Genomic DNA, 18,394 nt, shown 5'->3' with positions numbered 1-18,394 from the left:
CCGCCGGAAGGACCCCCGCATGACCGACTATCTCTCCTCGCTGTTCGCGCTCGACGGCCGCACCGCCGTCGTGACCGGCGGCAGCTCGGGTGTCGGTCGCGGCATCGCGACGGCGCTCGCCCGGGCCGGCGCGGCCACGGTGATCGTCGCCCGCGGCGCGGAGCGCATCGCCGAGACCGTGGAGGAGCTGAACGCGCAGGGGTGCCGGGCCGCGGGCGCGGTCGGCGATCTGAGCACCCGCGACGGCATCCACGCGGTCGCGGAGGCCGCGGCCGTCCCCTTCGGCGAGCCGGACATCCTCGTCAACTCCGCCGGCATCAACATCCGTCCGCCCTACGCGGAGATCACCGAGGCGGACTGGGACGCCACGATGACCGTCAATGCGCTCGCCCCGTTCCTCCTCGGTCAGCGCTGGGCGCAGGGCATGGCGGCGCGCGGCTACGGGCGACTGATCCACATCAGCTCCCAGCAGGCGCACCGCGCGTTCGTGGGCAGCGGGGTGTACGGCGCCTCCAAGGGCGCGGTCGAATCGCTCATGCGCTCGGAGGCCGAGGCCTGGGGCGGCACCGGGGTGACGAGCAACACCCTCGTCCCGGGATTCGTCCTCACGCCCCTGAACGCCCGGCTGCAGGAGGACCCCGCCACGATCGCGGCCCTCGCGGCCCGGACGATGATCGGACGCAACGGTCTTCCGGAGGACTTCGCCGCAGCCGCGATCTTCCTCGCCGGTCCAGGCTCGGCCTACGTCACTGGCCAGTCGCTGTTCATCGACGGCGGGCTCTCCGTGCACTGACCCTCGCGGTCGTCACCCGTCGGTCGGGCGCGGCCGGGCGTCAGTGCTCGATGCCGTCGGCAACGGGACGCCCGTCGTCAGCGCCACGACGGCATCGGCTGCGGCGGAATCCTCCGGCTCGCGATCCGCACGGCGCGCGGCGAGGCCCGCCTCGACGCCCTCCTCGACACCGCCCCGGATCGCCGCCTCCTCCTCCGCTTCCGCTTCGATCTCGGCGTCGAGCACGCGCGATGCGGCCACCTGCTGCGCCGCCAGCTCGGCGTAGAGGCCGCCCTGCGCGAGCAGCTCGGCGTGGGTGCCGGACTCCACGATGCGCCCGGCCTCCAGCACATGGATGACGTCCGCCCCCATGACCGTCGACAGGCGGTGCGCGATCGACAGGGTCGTGCGTCCCTTGGCCGCCTCGTCGAGGGCCTCCTGCACCACGCGCTCGGACACGGTGTCCAGGGCGGAGGTCGCCTCGTCGAGCAGGAGCACCGGCGGGTCCTTCAGCAGCACGCGGGCGATCGCGATGCGCTGCTTCTCGCCACCGGAGAGCCGGTACCCGCGCTCCCCCACGACCGTGTCGTAGCCCTTCTCGAATCCTGCGATGATGTGGTGGATGTTGGCCGCGGTGCAGGCGGCGACCAGCTCCTCGTCCGTCGCATCGGGCTTCGCGTAGCGGAGGTTCTCCCGGATCGTCGCGTGGAACAGGTAGGTCTCCTGGGAGACGATGCCCACGTCGTCGATGATCGACTCCTGCGTGAGGCTGCGCACGTCGGCCCCCGCGAACAGCACCGCGCCGCCCTTGACCTCGTACAGCCGCGGCGCGAGGTAGAGGATCGTGGTCTTGCCCGCGCCGGAGGGGCCGACGAAGGCGACGTGCTGCCCGGGCTCGGCCACGAAGGAGACGCCGTGCAGGGTGGGACGCGAGTCCGCCGCGGCATCCGGATACCGGAACACGACGTCCTGGAACTCGATGCGTCCACGCGGCCCGGGGGCCTGCGCCACGGCGATCGCATCGGGGGCGTCGGTGATCTCGGGCACGAGGTCCAGGTACTCGAAGATGCGGGCGAACAGCGCCGACGAGGTCTGCAGATCGAGCGAGACCCGCATGAGCCCCATGAGCGGCATGAGCAGCCGCGCCTGGACCGTCGTGAAGGCCACGATCGTCCCCGCGGTGATCGCTCCCGTGCCGCCCGCGATGAGGTATCCGGAGACGAGGTAGATGACGGCCGGGACGCTGGCCATGATGACCTGGACGACCGCGAAGAAGCCCTGACCGCTCATCGCCCGCCGCACCTGGAGGCGCACCTGATTGCGGTTCTCCTGCTGATAGCGCTCGGACTCGGTGCGCTGGCGGTTGAACGCCTTGGACAGCAGCATGCCCGAGACGCTCAGGGTCTCCTGGGTGATGGAGGTCAGCTCGGACAGCGACTCCTGGGTCTCCCCCGCGATGCGGGCGCGCACCTGTCCCACGCGTCGCTGCACGAGCACGAGGAACGGCATGAGCACGACGGCGATGAGGGTGAGGCGCCAGTCGATGAGGATCATCGCGACGAGGGAGGCGATCACCGTGACGGCGTTGCCGAGGATGCTGGTGACCGTGTTCGTCAGCACGCCCGAGACGCCGCCGACGTCGTTCTGCAGCCGGGACTGGATCACGCCGGTCTTCGTGCGGGTGAAGAAGCCGAGCTCCATGGCCTGCAGGTGCTCGAACAGCCGCACCCGGAGATCGCCCGTGACGCTGTTGCCGACCGTGGCCGTGAGCCAGGTCTGTGCGACGCCGAGGACCGCCGAGAAGAGGAAGAGGCCGACCATCGCGCCGACGAGCACGCCGAGCAGCGAGAGGTGGGGGCCGCCGCCGTCGACGGGGAACAGCGCGTCATCGAAGATGCGCTGCACGAGGAGCGGCGGGATGACCGCGATGCCAGCGCCCAGGACCACGAGAACACCGGTGAAGAGGATGCGCCACCGGTAGGCGCTGAACAGAGCGACGACCCGGGTGCCGAGCCCGTCGATCTTCGGAGCCTCCGCGTTGAGCCGACGCTGCGCGTCCTCGTCCACGCCGCGGAAACCGCCCCGCGGACCGCCGCCCATCCCGCCCATGCTCATGGCGCCAGCGTACTCACCCCCCAGGACACCGGCTCCGCTGTCTCGGCGTTCAGCGATATCCCAGATTTCGGAATGAAATGTCCGTCCGACCCGTTACGCTGAATGACTCTCGCGAACTCTCGCACCTTCCTCTTCTCTCCGATGCCCTGGAGGCCGCCCATGTCTGCCGTCGATACCGGCTCCATCACGACGCCCCCCGCATCGAGCGGGGGCATCCCCCGCAAGGACATGCGGGTCATCTGGCTGCTGCTCGTCGCCGCCTTCGTCGCCATCCTCAACGAGACGACGATGGGCATCGCGATCCCGCACCTGAACACTGATCTCGGCATCCCGCCCGAGCTCGGGCAGTGGCTGACGAGCGCGTTCATGCTCACGATGGCGGTGGTCATCCCGACCACCGGCTTCATCCTGCAGCGCTTCACGACGCGACAGGTCTTCATCGCCGCGATGACGGCCTTCTCGCTCGGCACGCTCGTGGCGCTCGTCGCGCCCGGGTTCTCCGTGCTGCTCGTGGGTCGCGTGATCCAGGCCGCCGGCACCGGCATCATGATGCCGCTGCTGATGACGACGATCATGAACGTCGTGCCCGCGCAGTCCCGCGGCCGCATGATGGGTCGCGTCGGCCTCGTCATCTCGCTCGCGCCCGCCATCGGCCCGACGCTCGCGGGCGCCGTGCTGGACGCGTTCAACTGGCGCGCGCTGTTCGCGATCGTGCTGCCCATCGCCCTGATCTCGCTCGGCATGGGCGCGAAGTGGATGACGAACCTCGGCGAGACCCGCAAGGCTCCGCTCGACGTGCTGTCCATCCCGCTCGCGGCGCTCGGCTTCGGCGGCATCGTCTTCGGCCTCAGCCAGTTCGGCGGCGAAGGCGGTGCGGGCGGCACGACCGGCGTCATCGCCCTGGTCGTCGGCGCCGTCTCGCTCGCCCTCTTCGTCTGGCGCCAGCTCGTGCTGCAGCGGGTGGACGACGCGCTGCTCGACCTGCGCGTGTTCCGTTCGGCGAACTTCTCGCTGGCCGTCATCATCATGACGATCCTGGCGCTGTCGATGTTCGGCACGCTCACGCTGCTGCCGCAGTACCTGCAGAACGTCGCCGGACTCAGCGCTCTGGAGTCGGGCCTCATCCTGCTCCCCGGTTCGGTGCTGATGGGTCTCCTCGGACCGATCATGGGTCGCGTGTACGACGCGAAGGGCACCCGACCGCTGCTCATCCCCGGCACGATCCTCGTCTCGGCCTCGCTCTTCTTCTACTCGACGGTCGGCGAGCACACCGTGTGGTGGCTGCTGATCATCGTGCAGGCGGCCATGTCGGTCGGCCTCGCGATGTCGTTCACGCCCCTCTTCTCCTCGTCGCTGGGGTCGCTGCACCGTTCGCTGTACTCGCACGGCTCGGCCGTGCTGAACACGCTGCAGCAGGTCGGCGGCGCGGCCGGCGTCGCGCTGCTCACGGTCACGTACTCGGCCATCCTGCACGCCGGCGAGGACGAGGGCCTGTCGCGGGCGGTGGCGGGTGCCCCCGGTGCGCGGACGGCGTTCCTCATCGCGGCGATCATCTCGCTCGCCGCGGTCGCGCTCAGCCCGCTGGTGCGCAAGCCCGCCGACGACATCGGCGACGCGGCGCACGGCGGTCACTGACCGCGCAGAGACACCGACGGCGTCTGCTGCTCACCGCTCCTTCGGGGCGGGGATGTGGCAGACGCCGTTGCTGCAGTAGCCGGCGGCGGCGCCGTCGAGCAGCTCGATCGCGCCCGGCAGCGGCTGCAGCCCGAGCGGCGCGTCCTGCCCGGTGCTCTCCTGCTTCGATTCGGTCATCCCTCGATCGTACGCCTGCCAGGAGCACCCGGCGCCGAGGCTCTTCTCTGCGACCTGAGAGCGGCGTATCGTTCCCGGCGAGGGGGTGCGCACCCTCGCCGCGCCCCCGGAGCCGAGGAGGCGCCATGATCATCCACCCTCCCGAGCGGGCCACCGCGACCGGACATGTCGCGGCGATGTACGAGAGCGACCTCGCCGACGACGGGATCGTGTTCGCACACACCCGCGCCATGGCCGTGAACCCCGAAGCCCACGCCGCCTTCGAGGAGCTCGTCCGCGCGGTCGTCCCGTCGATCGGCGTGGGAGTCTACGAAGCCGCGACCCTCGGTGCGGCGCGGGCCCTCGGTTCCGCACACTGTCTGCTCGCCCACGGCCGCCGCTCCCTCCGCGCGGGAGTCGTCGACGAGGAAGGACTCGCCGCCTTCGCCGCCGGAGACGACCGCGGTTTCACGGAGCAGGAGCAGGTCGTGATCCGCTTCGCCGCACGCCTGTCGACGGCTCCCTGGGCGATGACCGATGCGGACACGCAGGAGCTGCGCGAGGCGGGGTTCAGCGACCGGCAGATCGTGGACATCACCCTGGCGGCGGCGGCGCGCAACTACTTCAGCAGGGCACTGCTCGCGCTGGCCGTCCCCGTCGAGGAGATCTCCGGGCTGGACCCCGCTCTCGCCGCGGCGCTCACGCACGCCTCCGCGGCCGAGCCGCCAGGTGATCGATAGGCCGCTCCCCTTAATCTGGACGGATGCTCCGACGATTCCTCGCCCGCGTGTACTGGGCCGTCAGCCGGTGGACCCTCGTCGCCGACGCCGCCCCCACGCGGCCGACCGTCCTGATCGGCGCCCCGCACACCTCGAACTGGGACTTCGTGCTCATGCTCGCGATCGCCTGGCGGCTGGGAATCGAAGTGCACTGGCTGGGCAAGAAGAGCCTGTTCCGCGGCTGGCGCGGCCCGATCATGCGCGGCCTCGGCGGCATCGCCGTCGACCGGGCGGATCCGGCACGCATTGTCGGCGAGGTCGTGGAGCAAGTTCACGCCGGGACCGTGTTCGGCCTCGTCGTCACCCCCGACGGCACCCGCGGCGGCAACGAGTACTGGAAGAGCGGCTTCTACCGGATCGCGCGTGCCACCGGCATGCCGGTCACCCTCGGCTTCGTCGACCGCCACACGATGACGACCGGCCTCGGGCCGACGATCGACCTCACGGGAGACGTGGCCGCCGACATGGACCGGATCCGCGCGTTCTACGCCGACAAGCACGGCGTGCGTCCGGAGCGCCGCACGGAGCCGCGGCTGCGCGAGGAGACGGCCGAGCGGCCGGAGGGCTGACGCCTCACTCCTCCGCGGGCGCGTGGTCTCGGGCGTACGCGAGGTCGTCGTCGGACAGCGACTCGATCATCCCGACAACCGCTCCGGTGATCTCCCTGATCTCCTCGCGGACGTCCTCATCGAGGTGCCGCGAGCCGCTGCCGATGACCGCTCGGCGCGCGTCGTCGGACAGCTCTGGCCACCATTCGTCGATCGGAGGCAGGGTCATCTCGGGTCCTTTCCTGAGGCGTCTCCGCCAGGCCGCGCAAGGTCCTGGACAGCGGCGGATCGTGCCCACGAGACTATCGCCATGAGAGCAGAACCCCGTGGCGCCGCGGACGAGCGCGACGACCGCGACGACGGCCGCGACGAGACCCCGAACGAGCGCGCGGACCGCAACTGGGAGGAGCTGCTGCAGGAGCTGCGGGTCATGCAGACCGGAACCCAGATCCTCACCGGCTTCCTTCTGGCGGTGGCCTTCCAGCCGCGCTTCACCGACATGGACGAGTTCCAGCGCGACCTGTACGTCGTCCTCGTGGCCCTCGCCGCTCTCGCGACGATCCTCGCCCTCGCCCCCGTCGGAATCCACCGCGCCCTGTTCGGCAGCCGGCTGAAGCCCGACCTCGTCCGGACGGCGGCGCGGTTGGTGAAGATCGACCTGTTCGTGATCGGCGCCCTCACGATCGGCGTCACGACTCTCATCATCGACTTCACGGTCAGCCGGACCGCCGGGATCGTCGCGCTCATCGCGTCCCTCGTGCTCGTGGTCGGACTGTGGATGGCGCTGCCCGGCCTGCTGCGGCGCGCCCGATCGCGGGTGCGCTCACACGACGGACCGCCGCCCCCGTCGGCGTGAGCGCGACGAGGGCGGCGGTCGGACAGCGGGTCGATCAACGACCGGCGGGACTGCGGTTCTCCGCGCTCACCATCCAGGCGAACTGCTCCAGCCGCTCGATGACGGCGTGCAGCAGATCGGCGGACGTCGGGTCTTCCTCGTCGACGGCGTCGTGCACGTCGCGCATCGTTCCGACCGCGGCCTCGAGGCGCGCGGTGACGAGGTCGATGGTCTCCGTCGTGGACACCTCGCCGGTCGGGAACTCCGGCAGCGTGGTCGTCTTCGCGATCGTGGCGCTGCGGCCGTCGGGGACGGCGTGCAGCGCGCGCATGCGCTCCGCGATGGTGTCGCTGAACGTCCGGGCGTCCTCGATGATCTCGTCGAGCTGACGGTGGGTGTCGCGGAAGTTCCGTCCGACGACGTTCCAGTGCGCCTGCTTGCCCTGCAGCGAGAGCTCGAGCAGATCGACGAGCACGGCCTGCAGGTTCGCCGCGAGGGTCGGGGATGCCGTGAACCCCTTCTCCGCGTTCTGCTGGCGCGTGGTCTTGACGCCGGTCTTCGTCGCCTCGCTCTTGCTGCGGGAGCTGCTGGTCTTCGTGGACTTCGTGTCTGCCATGGTGTGACCTCCTGCCGTCACGGTAGCCCCGCCGCGCACCCGATTCGAGGGGGTTGACACCCACCGGGCGCGCCCCCGAACGTGAGGGAGGCGATACGGCCATCACGAGAGGCGGAACAGTGGGAACAGCAGCACACGAGGATCGACCCGAGGTGGTCATCGCCCCTCTGACCGCGGCGGATGCCGGCGAGGTGCTCACGATCCAGCGGGCGGCCTTCGTGTCGGAGGCGGCGATCTACGGGAGCGTCGACATGCCGCCGCTGACCCAGACACTCGCCGAGATGGAGGCGGAGCTCACCTCGGAGCGCGGCCTGGGTGCCCGGATCGACGGCCGCCTCGTCGGAGCCATCCGGTTCGTCGAGGACGACGACCTGCTCCTGATCGGACGGATCGCGATCGCTCCCGACATGCAGGGCGAGGGCATCGGCCGGAGGCTCCTCGAGGCGGCGGAACAGGCCTCCGACGCCCGCGAGTCCGAGCTCTTCACCGGAAGCCTCAGCGAAGCGAACATCCGGCTGTACGAGTCCTGCGGATACGAGGAGCGCGAACGGGTGCCGCAGGGCGACGGCACGGCGCAGGTGTTCCTCCGCAAACGGCTGCGAGGTTAAGGGCAGCGCCCCCGTCGGCGCAAGGGGGTCGAGAGGATCCGGGGCGATGGGGAATCGTAGCCGGGACATGTCGCGACCGCGTCATGCCCCAACCGGAAAGGAGAGCTCGTGCTCACCCTCACCGACAACGCCACCGCCATCGTGTCGACCCTCGTGAGTCGACAGAACGACGCGCCGGCCGCCGGGCTGCGCATCCACACCGCCGAGGCGCAGGACGACACGGGCGCGGCCCGTCTCGCCGTCGCCGTGACCGCCGATCCGGAGCCCGCCGATCAGGTCGTCGAGCTGTCGGGCACGCGCCTGTTCCTCGACGAGGCCGCTGCCTCCGCGCTCGACGACAAGGTCCTCGACGCGGGCGTGGACGACGAGGGCTCCGTGTCCTTCGCCGTGCTCCCTCAGGTCGCCTGAGACCTCAGACCCCGAACGCCGCGGCCATTCCGGCCGCGGCGTTCGCGTCTGTGCGGGCTCGAAGTCAGTCCCAGTCCAGGTACTCCTCGAGCACGACGGCCGTCTCGATGGGGTGCGTCATCGGGAAGAGGTGGTCTCCGCCCTCGACGACCTTGATGCTGGCGCGCTCCGGAGCCGTGGCACGCAGGCTCTCGGCGTTCGCGGACGGGGTGACCTCGTCGGCCGTCCCCTGGATCAGCAGCACCGGGATCACCGGGGCGAGGGGTGTCTCCACGTCTTCCACGCCGAGGAGCGCGAGACCGTTCACCCGGTCCGGATGAGCCAGCGCGAACGACCGCGCGATCGTGCCGCCGAAGCCATGGCCGCCGATCCACGTGTCGCCGAGGCCGAGGTGGTCGATGACGGCGAGCGCGTCCGCGACGCGGTCGTCGATCGAGGTGTCGGCGTCGTCGGCACGATGCCCGATCCGCACCACGTGGAATCCCGCCTCTTCGGCGAGGTAGTGACCGACCACTCCGAGCACGTCGGCCGCAAGGCCGCGCTCCTGGATGAGCACGAGCTTGACCGGCCCGTCGCCCTCGTCGACGAAGGGGATGGCACGGCCCTCGGGCTCGAAGATCTGGGTGTCGGTCATCGGCGTCGTTCTCCTCAAGCCGTCGGTGTCAGGTTCGCAGGCGTCGTCCGCGCCGGGCTCCTGCGACCGGGCACCGGGCGGTGGCGCCTGCGTCCAGCGTAGCCCGCCGGGGGACGAGCCTCCTCCTCGCATCCCCCGGCGGAGTCAAGAAGCGGCGGCGAGCTCGCGCCACAGATGCGCGAGGGTCGCAGCGCCGCGGACGAGCATGCGCAGATCGATGCTCTCGTCGCTCGCATGCCAGCGGTCCTCGGGAAGACCCGTTCCGAGGAAGACGACCGGGGCATCGAGCTCCCGGGACAGCAGCTCGGCCGGCCCTCCCCCGGCATTGCCCATCCTTCCCTGGACCTGCCGGCCGTACCCGCGGGCGAGAGCGCGCTCCAGCGCATCCCGGTACGGCCCCGGAGGAGAGAGATACGGCTCCTGTGCGATGTCCTCGTCGACCTCGAGCCGGTACGTCGCCTCGGGGGGCATGATGTCGGCGATGAAGGCGCGGAGCGCGTCGGCGACGTCATGGTTGCGCTGGTCGGCGACGGTCCGGATGCTCAGCGAGGCCATGGCCTCCCGCGGAATGACGGAGCGCTCGATACCCTCCGGGTCACCGGCGAGCAGGGAGATCACCTCGATGGCCGGGCGCTCCCACAGGCGCTCCTTCGGGGTGAACCCCTTCTCCCCCACGATGACCCTGGTCTCGGTGCGCCGCGTCCAGTCGTCGGGATCGAACGGCAGCGCGTCGAGCTCCGCGGCGCGCTCGTCGGTGAGCGGGGCCACGCCGTCATGGAAGCCGGGGATCGCGATGCCCCCGTCCTCGTCGTGCAGCTGCGCGAGCACCCGGGACAGGACGAGGGCCGGATTCACGGTCACGCCGGAGGCGGCGCCGCTGTGCACGTCCCGGTCGGGCCCCTGCACCGTGAGCGTCGCGGTCAACGTCCCCCGCATCGAGGTCACCGGAGCCGGAGAGTCGACCTCCCACTGCAGAGTGTCCGAGAAGACCACGAGGTCGCACGCGAACCGGTCGGGGTCGGCCTCCAGGAGTTCCCTGAGGTGCGGGGAGCCGATCTCCTCCTCGCCGTCGACGAGCACCTTGAGATGCACCCCCGCAGCGGGACCGTCCACGGCGGCGAGCGCCCGCTGGGCCCAGACGTGCGCGAGCGCCTGACCCTTCGCGTCCGACGCCCCGCGCCCGTAGAGCCGCCCATCGCGGAGAACCGGCACGAACGGCGCCGTCTCGCTCCATTCCTCCGGCTTCGCGTGGCGGACGTCGTGGTGGGTGTAGACGAGCACGGTGGGCGCCCCCGGCGCGCCGTCCCGCTCGGCGAACACGGTCACCGCATCGCCCGCCGGGAGCAGCGACGTCGTGAAGCCCGCGTCACGCAATTCGGCGGCGATCCAATGGGCCGACCGCACGCCGTCGATGCGGCGCTCGGGGTCCGCCGAGACGGAGGGGACCTCGACCCAGGCCGACAGCCGCTCGACCATCTCATCCAGGTGGGACTCGAGGAAGGCGTCGATCGCGTCCCGCGCTGCAGCCGTGTCCTCTGTCATGCGAACAGACTGCCCGGAGGACCGGGGATACGGGCGGGGGTTGACGGCGTCGGCGCCGACCGGCTATCACCGCGGCGAGGTCCGATGCCGCGCGGGCCGAGAGTGATTGTCCCAGGCGACTCCGGGTTTGGAAAGGCCCTGAGTGGATCGGCCGACCGGGCGTTGCATGGCCAGCCCACCCCAGAAGAGAAAGGCTCGATATGTTCTTCCATCGACAGGAGCTCCAATTCTCCGCAACGCCCGAGGCCCCGGACGCCGTCTACGCCCGCAAGCTGCAAGAGGTCCTCGGCGGGCAGTACGGCGAGATCACCGTCGCTCTCCAGTACCAGTTCCAGGCGTGGAACATGCACATCCCCGGCAAGTACCGCGACCTCGTCTTCGGCATCGGGGCCGAGGAGATGGGCCACGTCGAGATGCTCGCGGTCATGATCGCGCAGCTCCTCGAGAAGTCGCCGCTCGGCATCACGGAGGACGCCGTGCAGGACGACCCGACGGTCGCCGCGATCGTCGGCGGCACGGACGTGCAGCAGGGCATCGTCGCCGGTGCCGGCGCCCGCCCGGTGGACAGCAACGGCAACCCGTGGCAGGGCTCGTACATCACCGCGAGCGGCAACCTCCTCGCCGACTTCATGGCCAATGCGAACGCCGAGATGCAGGGCAGGGTGCAGGTCGCCCGGCTCTACCACATGACCGACGACCACGGCGTGCGCGATCTGCTGAGCTTCCTGCTGGCGCGCGACACCATGCACCAGAACCAGTGGCTCGCCGCCGCGGAGGAGCTGAAGGCCGAGGGCGCCGAGAAGCTGCCCGTGCCCAGCAACTTCCCGCTCTCCAAGGAGCACCGCGACGTGTCGTACCAGTACCTCAACTTCAGCGACGGTCCTGCCGCCGCGGACGGCACGTGGGCATCCGGACCGACGCCGGACGGACATGGCGAGTTCAGCTACCACGAGGGCCCCACGACCACGGCCGAGATGCCTCCGCCCACCCACCCCGACGCGCGCTTCTACGGCACGACCGAGCTGCCGAACGTCGTGGAGAAGGTCGCCGGCGCCGCGCAGGACGCGCTCCACAAGGAGTGAGATGCCGCTATCGGTCTCGCGGAAGGGGCGGTCGCCGCGCACACGCGCACGGCGGCCGCCTCTCGACGCCCAGGTGGTCGTCGTCACCGGCGGCTCCCGCGGCATCGGCCGGGAGGCGGCCCTCGGCTTCGCGCGAGCGGGGGCATCCGTCGTCCTGCTCGCCCGGGGCGAGCAGGCGCTGACCGAGACGGTCGAGGAGATCGCCGCGGAAGGCGGGGACGCCCGCGGGATCGTGTGCGACGTCTCCGACCGCCGGGCCGTGCAGGACGCGGTCGACCAGATCACGCACGCGTTCGGCCGGATCGACACCTGGGTCGGCAACGCGGGTGTGCTCCTCTATGCCCCGGTCACCGACACCTCGCCGGAGGAGTTCCGTCGCGTCCTCGACATCAACGTCGTCGGACAGCTCAACGGCGTCCAGGCGGCATTGCCGGCGCTCCGGCGGTCGGGAGGGACGATCGTCGTCGTGAGCTCGGCCGAGGCCGTGGTGGCGATGCCGTGGCACGGCGCGTATGCCGCCTCCAAGCACGCGCTGGAAGGAGCGATCGACGCGCTGCGCCGCGAACTGCGTGCCGAGCGCGCGCCGGTCGCGATCACGGTGGTCCGACCCGCCGTCATCGACACACCGATCTACCGTCATGCCCGCAGCCGGATGGCGTTTCGGCCGAGCGGGCCGCACCCGCATTACCGTCCGCGGTCCGTGGCACGAGCGATCCTCCATGCCGCCGTGCATCCCCCACGCACCATCCACGTCGGTGGCGGCGCCCTCCTGCTCACCGGGGTCCAGCGCGTCATGCCGGGCGTGCTCGACGCCGCCCTCGGCCGGTTCGGTCCGCGGATGATGCACACGGCCGACGCCGCTCCCGCACAGTTCGGGAACCTCGTCGGGCCGCTCCGCGACACCGAGCAGCGCGGCGGGCTGCCGCACCGCGGACGCGGCAGCGTCAGCACCTGGCTGCGGGTGCACCCGGGGTGGCGGACCGCAGCGGTCGTCGGCCTCCTGGGTGCGATGCTCGTGCCCTCGCACCGCTCGCGTCGACGACCGCCTACCTGACCGGGTCGACGCGGCGCAACTCCCTCGTGCCGGTGCATCGGCGCGGATACCGTCGAGGCACACGGTCTCCGGCAGAAGGGAACTCCATGCTCCTCGGCATCCTCAGCTCCTCCGCGGACAGGCGTCTCGGTGCCGGGGCGCGCCGATGACGGCGCGCTTCACCGTCGACCCCTGGGCGGTCGGCATCGAGAGCGTCGACACGGCCCATCTCGCGCAGGAGGAGTCCGTTTTCGGTCTCTCCAACGGCCACATCGGCTGGCGGGGCAATCTCGATGAGGGCGATCCGCGGGGTGTCGCCGGCAGCTACCTCAACGGCGTGTTCGAGGAACATCCGATGCCGCATGCCGAGGACGGCTACGGGTACCCCGAGACCGGGCAGACGGTGATCAACGTGCCGAACGGGCAGCTCATCCGCCTGCTGGTCGGCGACGAGCCGTTCGATGTCGAGCACGGGACTGTCCATGCGCACACCCGCCGCCTCGACCTCCGCGAGGGAACCCTGCATCGGGAGATCGACTGGGAGTCGGCGGAGGGTCGACGCGTGCACATCGCCTCGACCCGTCTGGTCTCCCTCGAACACCGGTCGCTGGCCGCCGTGCGCTACCGGGTGCAGGCGCTCGACGCTCCGCTCGCGGTCACCGTGCTGTCCGAGGTGCTCGCGAACGAGCCGCTTCCCGTAACCCATGACGATCCGCGGGTGCAGGAGCTCCTCGCCCGTCCACTGGAGGCCGTCGCGGCTTCGGAGCGCGGCGCGCGGAGCACGCTGCTGCACCGCACCCGCCGCAGCGGTCTGCGTGTGGCGGTGAGCGCGGACCATCTCGTGCAGATCTCCGGAGAGGGGACGCCGGAGGTGACGACCGAGGTGGACGACGATCTGGCGCGCACACGCATCCGCGTCGACCTCGCCCCCGGCGAGGAGCTCGAGGTCGTCAAGCTCGTCGGCCACGAGTGGTCGGCGTCTCTCGCACCGCAGACGCTGCGTGACCGCGCGGAGGAGGCCGTGGAGGAAGCGGCTCGCCTGGGGTGGGACGCGCTCGTGGCGGGACAGCGCGCCGTCCTCGATCGGTACTGGGAGTGCGGCGACGTCCGTATCGACGGCGATGCCCGGCTGCAGCAGGCCGTGCGCTTCGCGCTGTTCCAGGTGTTCCAGGCGTCGGCGCGCGCCGAGGCTCGATCCGTGCCGGGCAAGGGCCTCACCGGCTCGGGCTACGAGGGCCACACGTTCTGGGACTTCGAGGCGTTCGTACTCCCCGTGCTCACCTCGACCGCTCCCGATGCCGCGCTCCAGGCACTGCGCTGGCGTCATGCGACGCTGGATCACGCCAGGGAGCGGGCGCGCACGCTCGGCCTGCGCGGGGCGTCCTTCGCCTGGCGCACGATCGACGGACGCGAGAGCTCCGGGTACTGGCCGGCGAGCACGGCAGCCTTCCACATCAACGCGGCCGTGGCGGGTGCCGTGATGCACTATGTCCGCACGACGGGTGACCAGGATTTCGAGCGGGAGGCGGGCACGGAGATCCTCGTCGAGACCGCGCGCCTCTGGGTGTCCCTCGGGCGCCAGGACGACGACGGCGGCTTCCACATCGACGGGGTCACCGGACCCGACGAGTACACCGCCGTGGTCGACGACAACGTCTACACCAACCTCTCCGCCCGCCGGAATCTCCGCGGAGCCGCGGCAGCCGTCCGGCGGCATCCGGACGTCGCCGCCCGCCTCGGCGTGGACGACGACGAGATCTCCGCGTGGGAGGCCGCCGCCGACGGCATGACCGTGCTCTACGACGAGGAGCGGCAGGTGCACCCGCAGTCGGCGGGGTTCACCGCGCACGCCCGGTGGGACTTCGACGCCACCGGGCCCGACGACTATCCGCTGCACAGCCACTTCCCCTACTTCGACCTCTATCGCAAGCAGGTGCTGAAGCAGGCCGACCTCGTGCTGGCGCTCTACACCGCGCACGAGGAGTTCACGTGGGAGGAGAAGGCCAGGGCGTTCGCCTACTACGACGCCCTCACCGTGCGTGACTCCTCGCTCTCCGCGCCCGCGCAGGCCGTGATCGCCGCCGAGGTGGGTCATCTCGAGCTCGCGGCGGCGTACCTCGCGGAGCTCGCGGCCCTCGACCTGGACGACCTCCACGGCAACACGGACGAGGGACTGCACATCGCGGCTCTGGCCGGCGTCTGGACGGGAGTCACGGCCGGCTACGGCGGCATGCGGGAGGGGGACGACGGCCTGTCCTTCCGGCCGCAGCTGCCGGAGGGGGTGACCCGTCTCGCGTTCGGGGTGCGGCTGCACGGCTGCATCCTGCACGTCGACATCACGCCGGCGGAGACGACCTACCGGCTGAGCGCGGGCGAACCGGTGACCATCCGGCACGCGGGCGAGGAGCTCGTCCTGCATGCCGGCGTTCCGTCGAAACTGCCGACGCCGGACCGCGTCGAGCCGATCACCCCGGCGCCGGTGCCGCCACGCTGGCGAGAACCGGGACGACCGCGCGCCGGCGACTGAGGCGGCGTTCGGGGCGTGTGCCATATCGAGACGGGTCAGCGCAAGGCCCGCGGCGATGTCGGCCGCCCGCCGTAGTGTGGAGCCGTGCCTGATTCCCCCCACCCCGCATCGGATGTCCTCTGGGCGTGCGTCGAGGACGGCTTCCATGTCGGAAGCCGCGGCGGAGACTTCCTCGGCTACGTCGACCGTCAGCCCGACGGCCGCTTCGCCGCGTTCTCCGCGTCCGCGCAGCCGCTCGGTCTGCACGCCACGTTGAGCGACGCGACCACGGAGGTCGTCGCCCACGCCGGCCCTTCGGAGGGCGACGCCGCCCTCGGCGCTCCGGAGCTGGTGCAGGGGTGACGGCGGCCACGGCCGACGGGCTGCTCCGCCTCGTCTACACCAGCACGGCGGCGCAGCCGTTCCGGGAGACCGCTCTGGAGCAGCTGCTCGAGCAGTGCCGCCGGTCGAACGCGGCCCGCGACATCACGGGCCTCCTCCTCTTCCGCCAGGGGCGCTTCCTCCAGGTCCTCGAAGGACCGGTCGAGGCCGTGCGGCGACTCGTCGACGTGATCGCCGACGATCCGCGTCACCGCGCGATGCGCATCCTGCTGGAGACGCCGATCACCGCCCGGCTCTTCTCCGACTGGTCGATGGGCTACCGGTCGTTCCGCACGGGGAGCACCGCCGCCCCCACGGGCTTCCGCGACTCCTTCGACGACCTCGTCGACGGCGCGGACGCCTCCACGATGGAGCGCGCCCTGTTCGAGCTCACCCTGTGGTTCCGCACCCGCTCCGGCGCTGCGGTCCCGATTCCGACCGCGAGCGACGAGGGTTCCTCCCTCCGGGTATGAGCGGGCCCGCGGGCGGACCGGAGCCGTCGCACGTCAGCGACCGAGACCGATGCTGAAGCCGCCCGAGAAGAGCACTGCACCGAGGCCCACGACTGCAATGCCGACCAGGAGCACCCACGCGACGGCACGGACCCTGCTCCGCCCGTGGCGCGATCCGGACGTGAGAAGCAGGACGGCCGTCGGCACGAGCAGCAGCCCGCCGAAGAGGAGGGCCGGGGCGACACGGACGTCCGGCGTGGGGCAGGGGAACGCGAGGGCGCACACGGTCGGCACTCCCTGAGCCAGCCAGAGGAGCAGCCAGGTCACGAGCACGACGACGACCGCCGGCAGGGCTCTCCTCAGGAGCCGCGGTCGACTCGCTTCTTCTTGCTGCACCTCACCACTCTCCCAGGCGGACCGAGGGAGATCCAGACCTCGCTCGGGGCGCGGGCTCGGCGGACTCAGGAGAAGAGCTGGCGCAGCGCGTCGGGGTCCCCGGCGTCGACCACCTTCTGGATGGCCTCGATGGTGGCGGGGTCGGTGAACATGCCCGCCAGGGTGTCGTTCCAGATCGCACGCACGCTGTCGATGTCCCCCGCGTCGACTGCGAGACCCGCCGCGGTCATGGCGTTCTGGTAGGGGATCTGTGCGAATCCGGCCTCGGCATCCAGCGGGCTGAAGTACGGCACCCAGGGCGAGTCGGGATCCGGGGTGAGCCAGAGCACCTGCCCCGGGGAGAGATCGCGCACGTGATTCAGCGAGGCGAGGGACGGGTAGGCGCAGAGCCGTTCGGCGATCACGGCCTCGACGTCGCCGGGCGCGACCGTGTACATCACGACATGACCGTCGTCATCGAGGGTCACCTCCCCCTGCGCGAACTCCCTGGCGCCGAGGTCCACGAGCGGCTGCCGACGCTCCCACCGCCAGTCGTCGGTGTAGCTGACGACCTCGGACATCCGGACGCAGCGGTCCGTCGTGGTCGGCTCCGGTGCCTCCGCCGTCACGGGCACGGGCTCGGTCCCGCGTGTCGCGGGCGGGGATGGAGCACTCGACGTGTCCCCGGTTCCTTCTGCGGCGCACCCGACCAAGAGCAGGGCCACCACCCCCACGGACGCGAGCGCTGCCGTTCGTGCTGTCGATCGAGACATCGCCCGCCTTCCGATAAGCCGGAACGCTATCAGTTGTTGAAGCGGAACTCCACGACGTCGCCGTCCTGCATGACGTAGTCCTTGCCCTCCAGGCGCGCCTTGCCCTTCGCACGGGCTTCCTGCACGGAACCGGTCTCCACGAGGTCGTCGAACGACACGATCTCGGCCTTGATGAAGCCCTTCTCGAAGTCGGTGTGGATGACGCCGGCGGCCTGCGGGGCCTTCGATCCCTTGGGGATGGTCCAGGCGCGGGCTTCCTTGGGGCCGGCGGTGAGGTAGGTCTGCAGACCGAGCGTGTCGAAGCCGATGCGGGCGAGCTGGTCGAGGCCCGACTCGTCCTGTCCCGTCGAGGCGAGGAGCTCGGCGGCGTCCTCGGGGTCGAGGTCCTTGAGCTCGGACTCGATCTTCGCGTCGAGGAAGATCGCCTGCGCCGGCGCGACGAGGGCGGCGAGCTCGGCCTTGCGGGCGTCGTCGGTCAGCACGGACTCGTCGACGTTGAAGACGAAGATGACGGGCTTGACGGTCAGGAGCCCGAGTTCGCGGATCGGCTCGAGGTCGAGGCCGCTCGTGGAGAGCAGGATCCCGCGCTCCAGGGCGTCCTTGGCGGCCTTCGCGGCTTCGAGGACCGACGGGTCGATCTTCTTGCCGCGGACCTCCTTCTCGTACCGCGTGATCGCCTTCTCGACGGTCTGCAGGTCGGCGAGCATGAGCTCGGCGTTGATGGTCTCCATGTCCGACGCCGGGTTCACGGCACCGTCCACGTGCACCACGTCGTCGTCCGAGAACCCGCGCACCACCTGGGCGATCGCGTCGGCCTCGCGGATGTTCGCGAGGAACTGGTTGCCCAGCCCCTCCCCCTCGCTCGCCCCTCGGACGATGCCGGCGATGTCGACGAACGACACGGCGGCGGGCAGGATGCGCTCGCTCCCGAAGATCTCCGCGAGCTTCTGGAGCCGCGGGTCGGGAAGGTTCACCACGCCGACGTTCGGCTCGATCGTCGCGAACGGGTAGTTCGCCGCGAGCACGTCGTTCTTGGTGAGAGCGTTGAAGAGGGTGGACTTGCCGACGTTGGGCAGGCCGACGATTCCTATGGATAAGTTAGGCATGGCTCTATGAGCATAACGCCGCGAGAACCCGGCCTCCG

21 protein-coding genes are annotated in these 18,394 nt (G+C 70.8%); 12 read left to right on the top strand and 9 right to left on the bottom strand.

What is annotated here, in order from left to right; translation table 11 throughout:
• Positions 1-19: 19 nt before the first annotated feature.
• The gene (locus AUV07_RS02570; protein ID WP_062633612.1) at positions 20-793 is read left to right on the top strand and encodes an SDR family NAD(P)-dependent oxidoreductase; all 774 of its coding nucleotides are present in this window, start codon (positions 20-22) and stop codon (positions 791-793) included.
• A gap of 12 nt (positions 794-805) precedes the next feature.
• On the opposite strand, the gene AUV07_RS02565 is transcribed toward AUV07_RS02570, so the two are convergent.
• Positions 806-2,881 (bottom strand): ABC transporter ATP-binding protein, encoded by a 2,076-nt coding sequence (locus AUV07_RS02565; RefSeq protein WP_062633803.1) that lies wholly within the window; start codon positions 2,879-2,881, stop codon positions 806-808.
• 165 nt (positions 2,882-3,046) lie between these two features.
• On the opposite strand from AUV07_RS02565, the gene AUV07_RS02560 reads away from it, so the two are divergent.
• Positions 3,047-4,522, top strand: coding sequence for an MDR family MFS transporter (locus AUV07_RS02560; RefSeq protein ID WP_025102922.1), 1,476 nt, complete (start codon positions 3,047-3,049; stop codon positions 4,520-4,522).
• 30 nt (positions 4,523-4,552) lie between these two features.
• On the opposite strand, the gene AUV07_RS17725 is transcribed toward AUV07_RS02560, so the two are convergent.
• Entirely contained in the window at positions 4,553-4,699 is a 147-nt protein-coding gene (locus tag AUV07_RS17725) for a hypothetical protein (protein WP_197462102.1), read from the bottom strand.
• A gap of 125 nt (positions 4,700-4,824) precedes the next feature.
• Between AUV07_RS17725 and AUV07_RS02555 the strand changes: the two genes are divergently transcribed.
• Complete coding sequence (locus tag AUV07_RS02555; RefSeq protein WP_062633610.1) at positions 4,825-5,418, top strand: carboxymuconolactone decarboxylase family protein; 594 nt, start codon at positions 4,825-4,827, stop codon at positions 5,416-5,418.
• Positions 5,419-5,441: 23 nt separating this feature from the next.
• Positions 5,442-6,026, top strand: a complete 585-nt coding sequence (locus tag AUV07_RS02550) for a 1-acyl-sn-glycerol-3-phosphate acyltransferase (RefSeq protein ID WP_060921358.1) — start codon at positions 5,442-5,444, stop codon at positions 6,024-6,026.
• Positions 6,027-6,030: 4 nt separating this feature from the next.
• Here AUV07_RS02550 and AUV07_RS02545 read toward each other — a convergent pair whose 3' ends face one another.
• Positions 6,031-6,234, bottom strand: coding sequence for a hypothetical protein (locus tag AUV07_RS02545; RefSeq protein ID WP_062633608.1), 204 nt, complete (start codon positions 6,232-6,234; stop codon positions 6,031-6,033).
• Positions 6,235-6,315: 81 nt separating this feature from the next.
• Between AUV07_RS02545 and AUV07_RS02540 the strand changes: the two genes are divergently transcribed.
• Positions 6,316-6,861, top strand: a complete 546-nt coding sequence (locus tag AUV07_RS02540) for a DUF6328 family protein (RefSeq protein ID WP_062633606.1) — start codon at positions 6,316-6,318, stop codon at positions 6,859-6,861.
• A 34-nt stretch (positions 6,862-6,895) separates the two neighbouring features.
• Here AUV07_RS02540 and AUV07_RS02535 read toward each other — a convergent pair whose 3' ends face one another.
• On the bottom strand, positions 6,896-7,456 hold the full coding sequence (locus tag AUV07_RS02535; RefSeq protein WP_062633604.1) for a Dps family protein: 561 nt from the start codon (positions 7,454-7,456) through the stop codon (positions 6,896-6,898).
• A gap of 152 nt (positions 7,457-7,608) precedes the next feature.
• Here AUV07_RS02535 and AUV07_RS02530 point away from each other — a divergent pair, with 152 nt between their 5' ends.
• Both AUV07_RS02530 and AUV07_RS02525 read left to right on the top strand, forming a co-directional pair.
• Positions 7,609-8,064, top strand: coding sequence for a GNAT family N-acetyltransferase (locus AUV07_RS02530; protein WP_062633602.1), 456 nt, complete (start codon positions 7,609-7,611; stop codon positions 8,062-8,064).
• A gap of 108 nt (positions 8,065-8,172) precedes the next feature.
• On the top strand, positions 8,173-8,472 hold the full coding sequence (locus AUV07_RS02525) for a hypothetical protein (RefSeq protein ID WP_060921362.1): 300 nt from the start codon (positions 8,173-8,175) through the stop codon (positions 8,470-8,472).
• A 64-nt stretch (positions 8,473-8,536) separates the two neighbouring features.
• On the opposite strand, the gene AUV07_RS02520 is transcribed toward AUV07_RS02525, so the two are convergent.
• Together AUV07_RS02520 and AUV07_RS02515 are read right to left on the bottom strand one after the other, a co-directional pair.
• Positions 8,537-9,106, bottom strand: a complete 570-nt coding sequence (locus AUV07_RS02520) for an alpha/beta fold hydrolase (protein WP_062633601.1) — start codon at positions 9,104-9,106, stop codon at positions 8,537-8,539.
• A gap of 144 nt (positions 9,107-9,250) precedes the next feature.
• Positions 9,251-10,648: a M20/M25/M40 family metallo-hydrolase gene (locus AUV07_RS02515; RefSeq protein ID WP_062633599.1), complete on the bottom strand. Its 1,398-nt coding sequence runs from the start codon at positions 10,646-10,648 to the stop codon at positions 9,251-9,253.
• 200 nt (positions 10,649-10,848) lie between these two features.
• Here AUV07_RS02515 and AUV07_RS02510 point away from each other — a divergent pair, with 200 nt between their 5' ends.
• The 5 genes from AUV07_RS02510 to AUV07_RS02490 all read left to right on the top strand — a co-directional run bounded on the left by AUV07_RS02510 (position 10,849) and on the right by AUV07_RS02490 (position 16,123).
• Complete coding sequence (locus AUV07_RS02510; RefSeq protein WP_062633597.1) at positions 10,849-11,730, top strand: manganese catalase family protein; 882 nt, start codon at positions 10,849-10,851, stop codon at positions 11,728-11,730.
• Between the two features lies 1 nt (position 11,731).
• On the top strand, positions 11,732-12,784 hold the full coding sequence (locus AUV07_RS02505) for an SDR family oxidoreductase (RefSeq protein WP_062633595.1): 1,053 nt from the start codon (positions 11,732-11,734) through the stop codon (positions 12,782-12,784).
• Between the two features lie 145 nt (positions 12,785-12,929).
• Positions 12,930-15,290 (top strand): glycoside hydrolase family 65 protein, encoded by a 2,361-nt coding sequence (locus AUV07_RS02500; RefSeq protein ID WP_062633593.1) that lies wholly within the window; start codon positions 12,930-12,932, stop codon positions 15,288-15,290.
• 84 nt (positions 15,291-15,374) lie between these two features.
• On the top strand, positions 15,375-15,632 hold the full coding sequence (locus AUV07_RS02495) for a hypothetical protein (protein ID WP_025102908.1): 258 nt from the start codon (positions 15,375-15,377) through the stop codon (positions 15,630-15,632).
• On the top strand, positions 15,629-16,123 hold the full coding sequence (locus AUV07_RS02490) for a BLUF domain-containing protein (RefSeq protein WP_062633591.1): 495 nt from the start codon (positions 15,629-15,631) through the stop codon (positions 16,121-16,123). The genes AUV07_RS02495 and AUV07_RS02490 overlap by 4 nt, the downstream gene beginning before the upstream one ends.
• A 33-nt stretch (positions 16,124-16,156) precedes the next feature.
• On the opposite strand, the gene AUV07_RS02485 is transcribed toward AUV07_RS02490, so the two are convergent.
• The 3 genes from AUV07_RS02485 to ychF all read right to left on the bottom strand — a co-directional run bounded on the left by AUV07_RS02485 (position 16,157) and on the right by ychF (position 18,356).
• Complete coding sequence (locus AUV07_RS02485) at positions 16,157-16,498, bottom strand: hypothetical protein (protein ID WP_157523879.1); 342 nt, start codon at positions 16,496-16,498, stop codon at positions 16,157-16,159.
• Between the two features lie 65 nt (positions 16,499-16,563).
• Entirely contained in the window at positions 16,564-17,106 is a 543-nt protein-coding gene (locus AUV07_RS02480) for a hypothetical protein (RefSeq protein ID WP_157523877.1), read from the bottom strand.
• 173 nt (positions 17,107-17,279) lie between these two features.
• Complete coding sequence (gene ychF, locus AUV07_RS02475; RefSeq protein WP_062633585.1) at positions 17,280-18,356, bottom strand: redox-regulated ATPase YchF; 1,077 nt, start codon at positions 18,354-18,356, stop codon at positions 17,280-17,282.
• Positions 18,357-18,394: the final 38 nt, after the last annotated feature.

Origin of the sequence: Microbacterium sp. CH1 (genome assembly GCF_001595495.1) — a bacterium.
In the GTDB taxonomy this organism is placed as follows: Bacteria; Actinomycetota; Actinomycetes; order Actinomycetales; family Microbacteriaceae; genus Microbacterium.
Note: the sequence above shows the minus strand (reverse complement) of the source record. Positions and strands in the feature narration are given on the sequence as shown.